This window comes from Actinocrinis sp., assembly GCF_035650855.1.
In the GTDB taxonomy this organism is placed as follows: Bacteria; Actinomycetota; Actinomycetes; order Streptomycetales; family Catenulisporaceae; genus Actinocrinis.
The window spans coordinates 1-14694 of the sequence record NZ_DASRGV010000229.1; the positions used below are offsets into that span (position 1 = coordinate 1).

A 14694-nucleotide genomic window follows, 5' to 3' on the forward strand; every position below is an offset into this window, starting at 1 on the left:
GGGGCACCCCGGTGGCGACCGGCGTCGTCGCCGTCGCGTGCAAGGTCGCGGTCACCTCCCCGGCCAGCTACTACGTGCCGACCGGCCCGACGCGAATCCTGGACACCCGTAAGGGCATCGGCGGAACCGGTCCGGTGGCCGCGGCAGGCGGCACCACCAAGCTGCAGATCACCGGCCTCAACGGCGTGCCGTCGGCCAACGTGACCGCCGTGGCGATCAACGTGACGGTGACCGCGAACTCGAACGGCGGCTACGCCGTGGTCTACCCGGACGGCGGCGCGTTCCCGTCGACCTCCAGCGTGGACTGGGCGGCGAACCAGACCGTGCCGAACATGGTCGTCGTGCCGGTCGGCGCGAACGGCAAGGTCGACCTCGTCAACGAGTCGGGCGCCTCGGTGCAGTTCATCGCCGACCTGGCCGGCTACTTCACCTCGGACGCGACCGCGGCCGGCATCTCCACCTACACGGCAGTCGGCCCGGTGCGCGCGATGGACACGCGTAACGGCACCGGCGTCGCGCAGTCGCCGATTCCGGCGAGCGGCGTCGACTCCCTGACGGTCGGCGGCGCCACGTTCGGCAGCGTCACGGTTCCCGCCGGGATCAGCGCGATCGCCATGAACGTCACGGTGACCCGTCCGGTCGGCGGCGGCTACCTGACCGTCTACCCGAACCAGACCGCGGCGGGGACTCCGGTCACCCGGCCGGTCGTGTCCAACCTCGACTTCTCGGCGAGCCAGACGATCGCGAACCTGGTGATCGTTCCGGTCGGCGCGGACGGCAAGGTGGACTTCTACAACGGCAGCGGCGGCAACACCGACGTGATCGCCGACGTGGCCGGGTACTTCAAGGCCGGCGTCAGCGGCGCGAAGTACTACGCGCTCGGCCCGGACCGGATCGTGGACACCCGCATCGGGCTGGGTACCTCCGGCCCCGGCACGGTGCCGGCCACGAGCATGATCGGCCTGCCGGTCCCGGCCACCGCCACCGCGATCCTCGGCAACCTCACCGTCGCCGCGCAGACCGCGAGCGGTTACCTGACCGCGTACCCGGACAACGTGACGCGCCCGGTCGTGTCGAACCTCGACTTCTCGCCCGGCGGCCCGGCGGTGGCCAACGCCGCCATCGTGCCGAACAGCGGGCGGGTCGACTTCTTCAACGGCTCCGGCGGCACCATCCGCCTGATCGTCGACCTCGGCGGCTACTTCAGCTGAGGATCCGGAAAGCGGTGATCCGAAAATCGGTGATCCGGTAAGCGATAAGGGCAAGTAAGAGGCCGGGGCCCGGCGGAGAGATCCGCCGGGCCCCGGTTTTCTGTTCCCCGCTGCTACCGCTTCTGCGCGCTCTGCCGCGGATCAACTCAGCTCTGCTCAGCGCTGGTCAGTGCTGCTCAGCTACGTGGCCGGCTCAACCACCGGCTCGGCTTTTCCCGGCTCGCCCTCCGGCTGCGCCGCCGCAGCGGCCGACGCGTGCCAGCCGCCAGTCGTGCGCAGCACGTCCCAAGCCATGACCACCATCGTCACCGCCGGTCCGACCAACGAGGCGACCGCCGCGGTGGTGAGCGGTCCCAGCGGCACCGCGAACACGATGAACATCGCGACCACGCCAAGGCACCACGCCACCAGCACGGTCTGCTGCCGGTTCAGCGCGGTCAGCGCGGACTGCAGGATGTTCGCCACCAGCAGGAAGAGCGTTCCGGTGGCCAACTCCATCAGCAACGCGGCGGAGAGCGACACCGGCGCGCCCATCACACTGGTCAGCACCCAGGGGCCGAACAGTCCCGCGCTGGCGATCCCCGCCAATCCCGCGGCCACGCACACGGCCGCCAGCAAAGCCGTCATCCGCCGTACCTCGGCCATCCGCCCCAGCGCGGCGGCGGCACTCAGCTTGGGCAGCAACGGAGCCTGAAGCGGGAAGAGGATCAACAGCGCCAGCCGGGTCAAGCCCACCGCCGAGCCGACCGCGATGACCAGTTTGGACTGTTCCGCGAGCCTGCCGTTGACCACGAGCGGCATCGCGTACATCAACACCTGCCCGGCGAGCACCCCGCCGGTGAGCCGGGCCAGCCGCACCGCCGCCAGGTTCGCCGTCTCCGGCTCGCTGTTCGCGGCGACCTCGGCCTCCGCGCCCTGCGGCTTCTCGAACGGGATCGGCGCCCGCGCGACGAACAGGCCGGACACCGCCGCGACCGCGGAGCCCAGGGCGAACACCAAGCCCTGCGACCAGGTGGACCCGACCCCGAGCAGCGCCAGCGCGATGCTCGGCAGCAGCCGCGCCAAGCCCTCGACCACCATCGTGACCGCGTACGAGCGGAACTGCTGCCGCCCGGAAAGCACGCCGCGCACGAGGAACGACGCCCAGATCCCGGCCAGGCCGATCACCAGCTCGACGAAGACCAGCCAGTTGCCGTAAAACCAGTGATGCGTGATGAACGGGCTCGCCGCGGACACGATCGCGACGGTGCCGATGCCGACCCAGGCCGCGTTGCGCACCTGGTGCCGGATCACCTGCGCCTCGGAGTGGCCGAGCGCGAGCGCGCGGCTGACCGCGCGGGTCATCTCCTGCTCGAAGGCCGCGAACATCCCGGTGCCGATCGCGGAGAGCAGGAAGTAAAGCTGCGGCAGCGGCCGGACCTGGTCGACGGGCATCGAGTGGTTGACGACCGCGATGAACGCGGAGCCCGCGGCCGCGGACAGTCCCAGCCCGGCCGCCAGCAGGACGACCGGCCGGTTGAGCAGGGAAAGCAGGCGAGTTCCCCGACCTGGGGCGGGTGCGGTAACCATGACCCGTGCATGGTAGCGCAGCAGGTAAATCACGGCTGCGGGCGCAAAAGTGCAGCCCCCGTGTGTATTCGAGGGCTGCGTGATCAACGTAGCGCGATTCGGAGCGAAGTCCAGCGTCGGTTTGTATCGCTTCGATTTCGATCACCGCCGCACCATCGGTAGTACCGCGGCCCAAGGGCACCACGCTGCCAATCGCCGCTTGAGACCGGAGGGCTTCATGCGGCTTGCAGACTGCGGGTGCAGGATGTGTCGCATGAGCGATGCATTCCTGTCTGCGACAGTACGGATCACCGGACACGAGGGCGCCGAGATCGAGGCGTACTCGGCCGTTGCCCAGGACGACCGGCCGCGCGGCGGCGTGGTGGTCATCCACCACCTGCCCGGATACGACGAGGCGACGAAGGAGATCGTCCGCCGGTTCGGGCACATGGGCTACAACGCGGTGATGCCCAACCTCTACTGGCACGACGCCCCCGGCGCCGCACCCGACGACGCCGCGGCGGCCGGGAGGGCCAAGGGTGGGATTCCGGACGAGCGGTTGGTCGGCGATGTGGCCGGGGCCGCGCAGTACCTTCGCTCGCTGCCGAACTCCAACGGCAAGGTGGGCGTGATCGGCTACTGCTCCGGCGGCCGCCAGTCCGTGCTCGCCGCCTGCAGCCTGCCGCTCGACGCCGCCGTGGACTGCTACGGCGCCTTCGTGACCGGCGACCCGTCGAGCATCGAAGGTCACCCGCTGCGGCACATCAGCCCGCTCTACGACAAGCTGCCCAACCTGAACTGCCCGCTCCTGGGCCTGTTCGGCGCGGACGACAAGCACCCCTCGCCGGAGGAGGTCGCAGAGCTCGAACAGCTGCTGACCAAGTTCGGCAAGTCCTTCGACTTCCACAGCTACCCGGGTGCCGGCCACGCCTTCTTCATGGTCGAGCGCCCCGCCTTCCGCCCGGAGGCCGCCAAGGACGGCTGGGAGCGCATCAAGTCCTTCTTCGGCAAGCACCTGAGCGCGTAAGGGATCGTATATGTGCACTTACATCACCGCGAAGGTGGACACCGAGGGCAGCGGAAAGGGCGCCGAGGGCTGGTTCCCGCTGACCGAGACGACCGTGTACTTCGACCACCCGGTTCACGCGTCGGCGGATCACACGCTCAACATCGACTTTCGCAACCCGGAGCGCGGAGCCGGCGCGCGTGTGGCCGTCGAGTTGACCGCGGAGACTGCACGCGCGCTCGCTCAGGCGATCCTGGAAACGCTTGACGCCGTGCCCGAGGGCGTCGCGTAAAGGCGCACGTCATCGTCCTTTCGCGGGTTCGACTGCTGCAACGAACCCGCGAAAGGACGAACGCGAGAATGTAGAACGTAGGAGGGCAGAGGCCAGACGCAGAAGCCAGAGGGCAGCGCAGCGCCCGGCCGGCCTCCCGTCGTCAGGACGCCGGGGCCTGTACCTGCGCCGGCTCGGCGGCGGTGAGCTCCGGGTGGCTGGCGAACCAGTCGATCGTGCGCCGCAGACCGTCGACCATCTCCACCTTCGGTCCCCAGCCCAGCAGATCGCGGGCGAGGGTGATGTCCGGTTGGCGCACCGACGGGTCGTCCTGCGGGCGCTCGACGAACTGGATCTGCGAGCGCGAGTCGCACAGCTTCCGGATCAGCTCGGCGAGGGCGAGCACGCTGATCTCATGCGGGTTGCCGATGTTGACCGGACCGCTGTGGTCGGTGTGGGCGAAGCGCACGATCCCCTCGACCAGGTCGTCGACGAAGCAGACGGACCTGGTCTGGGAGCCGTCGCCGGCCACCGTGATCGGCTCGCCGGCCAGCGCCTGGCGAATGAACGTCGGAATCGCGCGCCCGTCGAATGGACGCATCCGCGGCCCGAAGGTGTTGAAGATCCGCACGATGCCGGTGTTCACGCCGGCGGTGCGGCGGTACGCCATGGTCAACGCCTCGCCGAAGCGCTTCGCCTCGTCGTAGACGCCGCGCGGGCCGACCGGGTTGACGTGCCCCCAGTACGTTTCAGGCTGCGGGTGCACCTTGGGGTCGCCATACGCCTCGGAGGTGGAGGCCAGCACGAACCGGGCCGACTTGTCCTTCGCCAGGCCGACCGCGTGCAGCGTGCCGATCGAACCGACCTTCAGCGTCTCGATCGGCAGCTGCAGGTAATCGATGGGCGAGGCGGGCGACGCGAAGTGAAGCACCAGATCGACCGGACCGACGATGTGAATGTAATCGGTCACGTCCATGCGGATGAGACGGAATCCGGGCTGCTCCATGAGATGTCCGACATTGGCCGGCGTGCCCGTGCAGAAGTTGTCCACGCAGACGACTTCGTAGCCGTCGTCCAGCAGCCTTTCGCACAGGTGGCTACCGAGGAAGCCGCTCCCACCGGTCACGACAGCGCGACGGTTCCCCATGCCGGTCCTTTCTGCGAGCCCCCGTGTCGAGCTCCCGCTTCAGGTTCGGGAAGGGGCAGCTGTGTACACTAGCGCAGCCACGCGCCCGGCTGGCAAGCTTGGCGCCGCCACCTAAGTTCGGTGAGGTTCATGAAGCTGTCCATCCTGATGCCCGTATACAACGAGTTCGCGACCCTGACCACCGCGGTCAAGGAGGTGCTCGGGGTCGAATACCCGTGCGACATCGAACTCGTCATCGTGGACGATGGCAGCACCGACGGAACCCGTGATCTCTACGAGTCGTTTGAGTCCGACCCGCGTGTGAGCGTTCACCTGCACCCGGAGAACCGGGGCAAGGGCGCCGCAATCCGCACCGCGGCTGAGAAGGCCACCGGCGACTACGTGATCATGTGTGACGCGGACCTGGAATACTCCCCGGCCGAGATTCCCTCGCTGCTCGCTCCGGTGTTGCGCAACGAGGCCAAGGTTGTTTATGGCACCCGTACTTTCGGCAGCCACAACGCCTACTCGTACCTGTACGTGCTGGGCAACCGCGGTGTGACTACGGCCGCCAACGTGTTGTTCAACTGCTACATCAGCGACTTGGAGACCTGCTTCAAACTGGTCCCGCGCGAGCTCTACCTGGACCTTGACATCCGTCAGCAGGGCTTCGGCATGGAGGCCGAGCTCACCGGGAAACTGCTGCGACGCGGCCTGCGCCCTTACGAGGTGCCGATCAGTTACAAGGCCCGCAGCCGTGAAGAGGGCAAGAAGCTGACGGCGCGCGACGGAGTGGAGGCGTTGTGGATTCTGGCGCGACAGAGGTTCTCGCGCCGCCCGACGAACTGAGCGGTGCGGCCGGGTTCGGCCGCACGGTCATCCGAGTGCGACGGGCTGTCGCGCGCACCTTGCGCCACCCGGAGTTCTGGCTCGTCCTCGCACTGTCCGGCGCCACGTTCGCCGTACATGACGTGGCGTACGCGCTCCGGGTGCCGTTCTGGACGGACGAGGCCTGGGTCGCCGTAACCACCCGCTTCCCGCTCAGCCAGTTGCCGGCGGTCACTTCCAGCACGCCGATCGGCTGGTCGCTGCTGTTGCGCGTCTTCGCCGTCGGCTCGGGCGGCCATCAGTGGCTCAGAATCCTGCCCCTGCTCTTCTCGGCGCTCACCGTCGCCGCCGCGTACCTGCTCGCCCGCGGGCTGGGCTGGCGTGACCGACGGTCCGCGATCTTGGCCGCAACGGTCACCGCGGTGTCGGTGCTCTTCTCGCCCGCGCTGCTGGTCCGCGACGATCTCAAGCAGTACACCGCGGACGCTTTCCTCGCCCTCGCCGTGCTCGCGGGTCTCTCGCGGCTTGAGCGGGAGTGGTCGCGCCGCCGTCTCGCCGCGCTTGCCGTGCTGTGCGTCGTCGGAATGCTCTTCAGCCACACGACGCTTTTCGTCGCCGTGGCCGCGTTCGGAGCGCTCGCCCTGCTGCACCTAGCGCGCAGGGCTTGGCCGCGCCTGCTGGAGACCGCGATCGGAGGCGTGGCCGCCGGCGTGGGGATAGGCATCGTGTACGTGGTCTTCGATGCCCGCGCGGTGGTGCCCGGCCTTACCAGCTACTGGGAGGCCTACTACGTCCCCCTGCGCCACGGCCTGGGCGCGAGCCTCAGATTCCTCCGGGAGAACCTGGCGACGCTGCACTCGTTCATCGGTCTCGGCCCGACCTGGTTGATCGCGTTGTTCGCGGCGCTGGGTCTGGTCGTGCTGGTGCGCGTGGCCCGACCAGCCGTCGCGTTGGCGATCGCGCTGCTCGGCCCCGAGATGATCGCGGTCTCCGGGCTGAAGAAGTACCCACTGCTCGACGAGCGCACCTCGACCTTCCTGCTAGTCATCGGGGTGGCTCTGGCCGCGATCGGCATCGCGGGGCTGTGTGACCTGATCGCATCCGGCACGGTGCGGCGGGCCGGCCGGTGGGCGGCTTCCCGCAGCCCGCGGAGTCTCGCTGCCATGACTGTTGCGGTGGTGGCGGTCGGGGCGTTCATCGTGGGTTCCCGTCACGACATCCGCTCGCACGACCTGCCTGCCGAGGACGTCCGTACTCAGGCAGCATACGTATACGAGCACCGGACCCCGGACGACGTGGTCTTGGTGAACCTCAACAGCAACTGGGGCTTCGCCTACTACTGGGCTGCGGGCACGCCGGCGCAGAGCGCGAGCACGGCCGTGCTGCAGAAGTACATCGCGGTCTTTCCCGACCAGCCGCAGCTCGTGATCGCGCGCAACCGCGATACTTCAGGGGTGCGGGCCGCGCTCGACCAGGCGCTTTCCCTCGCGCGGTCGCACTCCGGCGCGCGCGTCTGGGTGGTGCGCACGCATGTGACCGCGATCGAAGCGGCCGCCTGGAGCGCCGCGCTGCAAACCGACCATCTCACCCTGCGCCAGGTGGACAGCGCCGGCCTGTCCGTCATCGTCCCCGGAAGCTGACGCAATACTTCTTCACTTCTTCGGCACGCTTCAGCGCACGCTTCGCGCGCCGATACACACCGGCCGGATGGATCCGGATCAGCCGTCCATCTGGCCGGTGAGCGAGACGTTGCCGCTGTTCGGGTTGACCTGACCGCCGATCACGATGTTCTTCGGGTCCGGCTTCGGGCTGGCGAACAGCAGGTGCGAGATCTGTAGGTTGGTGAACTCCGGATTCGGCACGTAGTCCATGATCTTCAGCGCCTGGTCCTGGCCCGCCGACTCGACGTCGAACAGTCCGTACCCGAGCAGCCTGCCGAAACCGGAGCGCCGGTAAGCCATGTCCGTCAACCGCGACACCGGCATCGAGCGCACGGTCGTGGTGATGATCCCCTCGATCACCACGATCCGCTTGTTGGTCAGCACGAAGAAGCGGTCCGCCCACTCGCCGACCTGAAGCGCCGACCAGCCGATCACCACCAGCAGGACCACGAGCAGCATCCCGCCGACGCCGAACTGCTTGCTCTGCACCAGCCAGGCGATCCCGGCCGCGATCGCGGCGACGAGTACCGCAGCGAACAGCTGGGTACGCGCGTCCGCCTTGCGCAGCGCCATCGCCTTTCGGATGTCCCACATCGTCGCCAAAGCCCACAGCACCCAAAGCGCCCACAGCACCCAGGCCACGTTCAGCGCGCTGCCGGTCTTGACCGGCTGCGAGACGTTGACCGCGATCGTGACGAGCACGCCGACCACGGTCAGTGCCACCGGACCGACGAGCCGCGCCCAGTGGAACCGGGTGTGGATGACGACCTTCTCGTCAGGGTCCAGGAACTTGCGTATGTGTCCTGGCGCCTGAGCCGACGGCGTCGACGGGAACATGGTCATCGGCTAGTGGACGTTGCTGTGGAAGCTGACGATGTTGCCGATGGAGTGGAAGAAGCTCGAGATGAACTTGAACACGTCCTGCACGAAGCCCGAAGTGGTGATCGGGTCGTGCACGATCCAGAACAGCACGAAAAGCACGAGGCCCCATTGAATGGCCGGCTTTGCCTTCGGCATAACGATCGCGATCCTTCCCCTCCGAACGCGACACCGACGCACCGCCCTGACCGGCCCGCACGGGTCAGACCGCTGACGACGGACCACGTGTGGCACGTAAGTCCTGACCGATACCAGCGTAGCCTGATCTGCTGCGCTGCGGCTGACTAGATAGGGGTACCCGGTGTGCCGGGGGCCGGAAACCGAGTGTCCGCAAGGTGATCCGCGCCGTTGCCCGATAGTTATCAGCTTGCGGCGATTCGTCCGGTTGTTCGCACGCGGGCGCGCACGCCGGTGACACGACCGCTGCAGCCTTGGTCGGGTCGTGGTCAAACGATCACTCACGAGTGACAATGCTTTCGCAAGGTCTCTTCCCCCAGCTTCCTACTGACGGGTACGGTGCACGCCATGCGTATCGGAGTGCTGTCGGAAACCAAGTCGGGCGAACGCCGAGTGGCGTTGCCGCCCGAGGCGGTGTCCGCACTGTGCGCCGCGCAGGACACGACGGTCACCGTCCAGTCCGGTGCGGGTCGGCATCTTTATGCCAGCGACGACGACTACCGCGCGGCCGGCGCCGAGATCGCCGAGTCCGCGGAGCAGATCGCCGCGGGTGCCGACGTTCTCGCCGTAGTCAACGCCCCGGAACCGTCAGTCATCGCCGCGCTGCCCTCAGGCGCCAGCCTCCTCGGCCTTCTCAACCCCTTTCAGGAATCTCGTGCCATGTTCGCGGTGCGAGACCAAGGGGTTACCGCCTACGCACTCGAACTGATCCCGCGCATCTCGCGCGCACAGAGCGTTGACGCGCTCTCGTCTCAGGCACTTGTCGCCGGTTACCGCGCCGCGCTCGTCGGCGCCGAGCTACTGCCGCGCTTCTTCCCGCTCTTCATGACTGCGGCCGGCACCATCCCGCCGGCCCGTGTGCTCGTGCTCGGCGCCGGGGTCGCCGGCCTCCAGGCCATCGCGACCGCACGCCGCCTCGGCGCGGTGGTCAGCGGTTACGACGTGCGCTCCGCGGCTGCCGATGAGGTCCGCTCGCTCGGCGCGACCTTCGTCAACCTCGACCTGGAGACCCAGGAGGGCGCGGGCGGCTACGCCAAGAGCCAGAGCGCTGACTTCGCCACCCGCCAGCACGCCGCGCTCGCCCCCTTCGTCGCCGAGGCCGACGTCGTGATCACCACCGCCGCGATCCCGGGCCGGGCCGCCCCGCTGCTGGTGACCGAGGAGATGGTCGCGGCGATGCGGCCGGGCTCCGTGGTCGTCGACCTGGCCGCGCAGAGCGGCGGGAACTGCGCCCTGTCCAAGCCCGGCGAGACCGGCGTATTCAACGGTGTGTCGGTGTGGGGTGGGGCCGATGTGCCCTCGCAGCTGCCGGTGCACGCGAGCAAGCTGTACGGCGCGAACGTCTCCGCGTTCATCGCACTGATCAAGGCCGGCGACATGGCGGACGAGATCCTGGCCGGTTCACGGGTCACCGAGGGCGGCCGCTTCGTGCACGAGGCGGTGCGCAACGCGCTGGCCCCGGACGAACCGGAACCCGGACCGGAGCCTGCGCCTGAGCCCGAACCGGCCCACGGGCCAGTCCAGCCGGAAACAACCGAGGCGCCGGAAGCACCCGGACCTTCCGACCAGTCCGCTCAACCGGAGTAGGTGGCGCGTGGCGAACCAGATCGGCGGCGTGGGGCTGCTGACCATCTTCGTGCTCGCGGTGTTCGTGGGCTTCGAGGTGGTCTCCAAAGTCTCCTCCACCCTGCACACCCCCCTGATGTCCGGGGCGAACGCCATCCACGGCGTCGTCCTGGTCGGCGCGATCCTGATCACCGGGGTCTCCTCGGGCGCCGTGCAGATCACCCTCGGCCTGATCGCGATCGTGCTCGGCACGGTCAACATGGTCGGCGGCTTCGTGGTCACCGACCGGATGCTGCGGATGTTCTCCGCGCGCCGCGGCGAGGACCGCCGATGAGCACCGGAGCGCAGTTCGGCTACTTGATCGCCGCCATCTGCTTCATCCTCGCCCTCAAGGGTCTCTCCGCGCCGAAGACCGCGCGGTACGGCAACTGGGCCGGTGCGGCGGGCGCGGCCATCGCCGTGATCATCACGCTGAGCACCGGCCACCTCCAGCACATCGGCCTGATCCTCGGCGCGATCGCGGTCGGCGCGGTGTTCGGCGTGCCGGCCGCGACCCGGGTCAAGATGACCGCGATGCCGCAGCTGGTCGCGATCTTCAACGGTGTCGGCGGCGGCGCGGCCGCGGTGGTCGCGCTGGTGGAGTTCCTCACCGTGGCCTCGCAGTCCTCGAAGATCGCGATGGGCGACGAGGCGGCCACCGTCTTCACCATCCTGGTCGGCTCGGTCTCCTTCGCCGGCTCGATGGTCACCTTCGCCAAGCTCCAGGAGCTGATGACCACCCGCCCGGTGGTCCTGCCGGCCGGCCGCTGGATCTCCTCCGGCGTCTTCGTGGCGGCGATCGCCCTGGCCGTCACCGGCCTGCCGGTGCGCTCCACCGGGCTGCTGGCCACGCTGCTGCTGGTCTCGCTGGTGCTCGGCGTGCTGTTCGTGCTGCCGGTCGGCGGCGCGGACGTGCCGATCGTGATCTCGCTGCTCAACGCCTTCACCGGCCTGACCGTCGCGGCCTCTGGCTACGTGCTCGGCAACACGCTGCTGATCGTGGCCGGAACGCTGGTCGGCGCGTCCGGCACGATCCTGACCCGGCTGATGGCCGCGGCGATGGGCCGCCCGCTCACCGGCATCCTGTTCGGCGCCTTCCGGGCCACGGCGAGTGGTCCGGCCGCCGCCGCGGAGACCCGCCCGGTGCGCTCCGGAACGCCGGAGGACATCGCGATCCTGCTCGGCTACGCCCGCAAGGTGATCGTCATTCCGGGTTACGGGCTCGCGGTGGCGCAGGGGCAGCACACCATCCGCGAACTGGCGGACCTGCTCGGCGCGCGCGGGGTCAAGGTCGCGTACGGCATTCACCCGGTGGCCGGCCGCATGCCCGGTCATATGAACGTGCTGCTTGCCGAGGCGAACGTGCCCTACGAGTCGCTGCTGGAGATGGACGAGGCGAACCTGGAGCTCGGCAGCGCGGACGTGGCGCTGGTCGTCGGCGCGAACGACGTGGTCAACCCGGCCGCGAAGACGACGCCCGGCGCGCCGATCTACGGCATGCCGATCCTCAACGTGGACACCGCGGCAGCCGTCGTCTTCTGCAAGCGCTCGCTGCGCCCGGGCTTCGCCGGCATCGAGAACGACCTGCTCTACGACCCGAAGACGACGCTGCTCTTCGGCGACGCCAAGGAGAGCCTCAGCAAGGTCGTCGCCGCGGTTAAGGCGCTGTAATAACGCCCTCTATGAACTTCTAGTCTCCGTGCAATACGAACTTATACAACTCCATAGAGTCGGTCACCCGCGTCCCCGAGCCCCGGCACGATATATCCGTGCTCGTTCAGCTGGTCGTCGACCGCGGCGGTCACCACGGTGACCGGGATCGGGTGGCCTTCCAGCTCCTTCTCCATCTTCGCGATCCCCTCCGGCGCGGCCAGCAGGCAGATCGCGGTCACGTCGCGTGCGCCGCGCTCGGCCAGCAGCCGGATCGCCGCGACCAGCGTGCCGCCGGTGGCCAGCATCGGGTCGAGCACGTAGCACTGCCGGTCGGAGATGTCGTCCGGTAGCCGCGTCGCGTAGGTGGAGGCGATCAGCGTGCCCTCGTCGCGCACCATGCCGAGGAAGCCGACCTCGGCCGTCGGCAGCAGCCGGACCATGCCGTCCAGCATGCCGAGCCCGGCCCGCAGGATCGGCACGACCAGCGGCTTCGGCGCGGCAAGGCGCACGCCGCGGGCCGGGGCGACCGGGGTCTCAACGTCGAGCGGCGCCACGCGTACGTCCCGGGTGGCCTCGTAGGCGAGCAGCGTCACCAACTCGTCCGCCAGCCTGCGGAACGTCGGCGAGTCGGTGTTCCGGTCGCGCAGCGCGGTGAGCTTGTGGGCGATCAGCGGATGCTCCGCGACATGGATGCGCATGCGCAGAGTCTATGCGGGCACCCGGTCTTTGATTTCAGCCTGGCCTCGATCCGTGGTCCCCACGTCTACCAGCCGGGACGGCCGGGTAGGGATCGACCGGAAGGAAACGGCCGAACATGGACGAAGGGGTCCGGCCATGACCGATCGCCGCCGCGAGCGCGACGAGCAGGGGAGCGACGCCCCGAAGCCCGACGCCCGGCGCTCCGCCGAAAAGCCCGACGCCACCGGGATTCCCGCGTCCACGCCCATCTCCCCGTCCCCTTCCGCTTCCGTCACCTCCGACCCCGAGCGGGACCGCCGCGTCCGCCGCGCCCGTTTCCTCGCCGACCTCGCCGAGGCGCGTGAACTGCGCAGGCGGGTCGCGCCCCGCCGGGCCCGGGCCGCGGAACTGCACGCCCGGGTCCTCCGTACCTTCCGGTACTGATCCGCCCGGCTGATCCGGGCCGCCGAGCCGCCCCTGAACGCGGCGCGCCGATACACGCGCGCGAACCGGTGCCGTGGAGCATCGCTTTCTGTCACGATGCGAGTGCAGACATTGCTTCGTGAGGCATGCATGCACGGCCCTGGTTCGTGGTACGCAACCGCTGGAGAGGACGGAAATGGCGCGGCAGGCGGACTACTTGGAGTTTGACGACGAGCTCGTCGACTTCGCCGTGGCCGCCTTCCAGGAGGACGGACGCTGGGAGGCGGTCGGGCTGCCACCGCATGTGGCCGAATCCCTCGACGACTTCCTGTTCGCGCTGCACCAGCAGGTCTCCGAGGGCCCGACGATCGGTCTGGTCGGGCTCGGCGACGAGTACTTCTTGGCGGCGAGGCTGGTCGGCCGGGAGGTCCGGCTGTTCCTGTCCAACGCTGCCGCGGGCGCGGACGACCAGATCGCCGGGGATCTGCTCGAGCGGCTGGACCCGGAGGCCGACCCGTTCAAGCTCGACGAGGTGCCGTTCGGCGACCAGAGCATCTTCGCGGACCTCGGCCTCGGGCCGCTGGACCTGGCGTTCGTCTGCGAACAGCTCCAGCTTGAACGGGACCTGCGGCTGCGCGACGCGGTCGGCGGGCTCGCGGCCAGGCTCGGCTTCGGCGAGCAGTTCGCCAAGGCGGCCCGGCGGGACGACCAGGCCGACGAATGGCGTGATGGTTGAGTGTGAAACCGGCCGCGCGGGACGGTGACCGCGCGGCCCGAGATTCGAGGGGAGAGTGTGCTCGCCGTGGCGTACTTCGCCGCACTGCTGGCGCGGTCAGCGGACCGCTGGACGGCCCGCGACGCCGATCTGGACCAGATCGAGGACGTCGCCGGCCTGGTGGAGTTCATGCGGGAGGTTCCCGAGGACGACGAGGACGAAGAGGAGCCGGAAACCTCCGTGCTGCTGCTCGAGCAGGAGGACGTGTGGTTCGCCGTGATCCGCCTCGACGCCGACGAGGACCCGCGGCTGTTCGTCTCGGACATGGCCGCGGTCTCCCGGTCGGCGTACGCGGATCTGCTGCTGTCGGGTGACCTGCTGCCGGTCGGACCGGACGGCCGACCCGCGCAACAGCCCGTGGCCGCGGCAGTGGGCGCGGTCGGCCTCGACGACGTGGGCGCAGGAGGGATCGACGACGCGCTCGACGATGACGGCGAGGCCGACGAGGTCGGGGACGAACTGCTCAACGGCAGCGGTCTCAACCCGGCGGCCGACCTCGATGAGGAGCCCGGCGAGCACCGCCCGCTGCACTCAGGCCCGGCCGGCGACGCGGACCTGCTCGCGGACTTCGGCGTGCGCGCGTCCAAGCTGGTCGGCCTGTGCGGCGAGGGAACGGTCCCCGCGGACGCGCTTGCCGACGTCGCCGAGGCCCTCGGCGCAGCGGACGAACTCGAGGAAGTCCGCTGACCCCGGCCGCATCCTCCGAACAAGCCGCCTCGTCCGAGCAAGCCGACATCCCGTCAGCCGGTCCGAGCCCCGTGCATGCGGCAGGAGCCGACTCGGCAACTGAGGCCGAGTCGGCCCCCACGCCTGCCTCGCCTGCGCACCCCACCGTCCCCGTCTCACCCGCCCC

15 protein-coding genes and 1 pseudogene are annotated in these 14694 nt (G+C 69.2%); 11 read left to right on the forward strand and 5 right to left on the reverse strand.

The genetic code is table 11. The features are described from left to right. Positions 1-1211, forward strand: a pseudogene (locus tag VFB40_RS16820) (hypothetical protein); the annotation flags it as partial. A gap of 180 nt (positions 1212-1391) precedes the next feature. Here VFB40_RS16820 and VFB40_RS16825 read toward each other — a convergent pair. Continuing rightward, entirely contained in the window at positions 1392-2780 is a 1389-nt protein-coding gene (locus VFB40_RS16825; RefSeq protein WP_324851686.1) for an MATE family efflux transporter, read from the reverse strand. Positions 2781-3033: 253 nt separating this feature from the next. Between VFB40_RS16825 and VFB40_RS16830 the strand changes: the two genes are divergently transcribed. Together VFB40_RS16830 and VFB40_RS16835 are read left to right on the forward strand one after the other, a co-directional pair. Beyond that, on the forward strand, positions 3034-3786 hold the full coding sequence (locus tag VFB40_RS16830; protein WP_324851688.1) for a dienelactone hydrolase family protein: 753 nt from the start codon (positions 3034-3036) through the stop codon (positions 3784-3786). Between the two features lie 10 nt (positions 3787-3796). Then, a complete protein-coding gene (locus tag VFB40_RS16835) occupies positions 3797-4057 on the forward strand; it encodes a DUF6295 family protein (RefSeq protein WP_324851690.1) in 261 nt (86 codons plus the stop codon). A 142-nt stretch (positions 4058-4199) separates the two neighbouring features. Here the strand turns inward: VFB40_RS16835 and VFB40_RS16840 are convergent, their stop codons facing one another. Continuing rightward, positions 4200-5183 carry a UDP-glucuronic acid decarboxylase family protein gene (locus tag VFB40_RS16840; protein WP_349261513.1) on the reverse strand — a complete coding sequence of 328 codons (984 nt, stop codon included), beginning with the start codon at positions 5181-5183 and terminating at the stop codon, positions 4200-4202. 129 nt (positions 5184-5312) lie between these two features. Between VFB40_RS16840 and VFB40_RS16845 the strand changes: the two genes are divergently transcribed. Together VFB40_RS16845 and VFB40_RS16850 are read left to right on the forward strand one after the other, a co-directional pair. Further along, on the forward strand, positions 5313-6011 hold the full coding sequence (locus tag VFB40_RS16845; RefSeq protein ID WP_324851694.1) for a glycosyltransferase family 2 protein: 699 nt from the start codon (positions 5313-5315) through the stop codon (positions 6009-6011). A gap of 35 nt (positions 6012-6046) precedes the next feature. After that, positions 6047-7630, forward strand: a complete 1584-nt coding sequence (locus tag VFB40_RS16850) for a DUF6541 family protein (protein ID WP_324851697.1) — start codon at positions 6047-6049, stop codon at positions 7628-7630. 78 nt (positions 7631-7708) lie between these two features. On the opposite strand, the gene VFB40_RS16855 is transcribed toward VFB40_RS16850, so the two are convergent. Next, positions 7709-8488: a PH domain-containing protein gene (locus tag VFB40_RS16855; protein ID WP_324851700.1), complete on the reverse strand. Its 780-nt coding sequence runs from the start codon at positions 8486-8488 to the stop codon at positions 7709-7711. 9 nt (positions 8489-8497) lie between these two features. After that, complete coding sequence (locus VFB40_RS16860; RefSeq protein ID WP_324842910.1) at positions 8498-8668, reverse strand: hypothetical protein; 171 nt, start codon at positions 8666-8668, stop codon at positions 8498-8500. Positions 8669-9055: 387 nt separating this feature from the next. Here VFB40_RS16860 and VFB40_RS16865 point away from each other — a divergent pair, with 387 nt between their 5' ends. The 3 genes from VFB40_RS16865 to VFB40_RS16875 are packed head-to-tail and all read left to right on the forward strand — an operon-like array spanning position 9056 to position 11983. Continuing rightward, the gene (locus tag VFB40_RS16865; protein ID WP_324851702.1) at positions 9056-10294 is read left to right on the forward strand and encodes an NAD(P) transhydrogenase subunit alpha; all 1239 of its coding nucleotides are present in this window, start codon (positions 9056-9058) and stop codon (positions 10292-10294) included. 19 nt (positions 10295-10313) lie between these two features. Further along, on the forward strand, positions 10314-10607 hold the full coding sequence (locus VFB40_RS16870) for an NAD(P) transhydrogenase subunit alpha part 2 (protein ID WP_349261514.1): 294 nt from the start codon (positions 10314-10316) through the stop codon (positions 10605-10607). Continuing rightward, complete coding sequence (locus VFB40_RS16875) at positions 10604-11983, forward strand: NAD(P)(+) transhydrogenase (Re/Si-specific) subunit beta (protein ID WP_324851706.1); 1380 nt, start codon at positions 10604-10606, stop codon at positions 11981-11983. The genes VFB40_RS16870 and VFB40_RS16875 overlap by 4 nt, the downstream gene beginning before the upstream one ends. Before the next feature lie 41 nt (positions 11984-12024). Here VFB40_RS16875 and upp read toward each other — a convergent pair whose 3' ends face one another. After that, positions 12025-12663, reverse strand: coding sequence for a uracil phosphoribosyltransferase (upp, locus tag VFB40_RS16880; RefSeq protein ID WP_324851708.1), 639 nt, complete (start codon positions 12661-12663; stop codon positions 12025-12027). 136 nt (positions 12664-12799) lie between these two features. Between upp and VFB40_RS16885 the strand changes: the two genes are divergently transcribed. From VFB40_RS16885 to VFB40_RS16895, 3 genes are all read left to right on the forward strand, one after another. Beyond that, positions 12800-13087: a hypothetical protein gene (locus VFB40_RS16885; protein WP_324851709.1), complete on the forward strand. Its 288-nt coding sequence runs from the start codon at positions 12800-12802 to the stop codon at positions 13085-13087. A 175-nt stretch (positions 13088-13262) separates the two neighbouring features. Next, a complete protein-coding gene (locus VFB40_RS16890) occupies positions 13263-13802 on the forward strand; it encodes a tRNA adenosine deaminase-associated protein (protein ID WP_324851711.1) in 540 nt (179 codons plus the stop codon). Between the two features lie 57 nt (positions 13803-13859). Beyond that, complete coding sequence (locus VFB40_RS16895; RefSeq protein WP_324851713.1) at positions 13860-14528, forward strand: tRNA adenosine deaminase-associated protein; 669 nt, start codon at positions 13860-13862, stop codon at positions 14526-14528. Positions 14529-14694 lie beyond the last annotated feature (166 nt).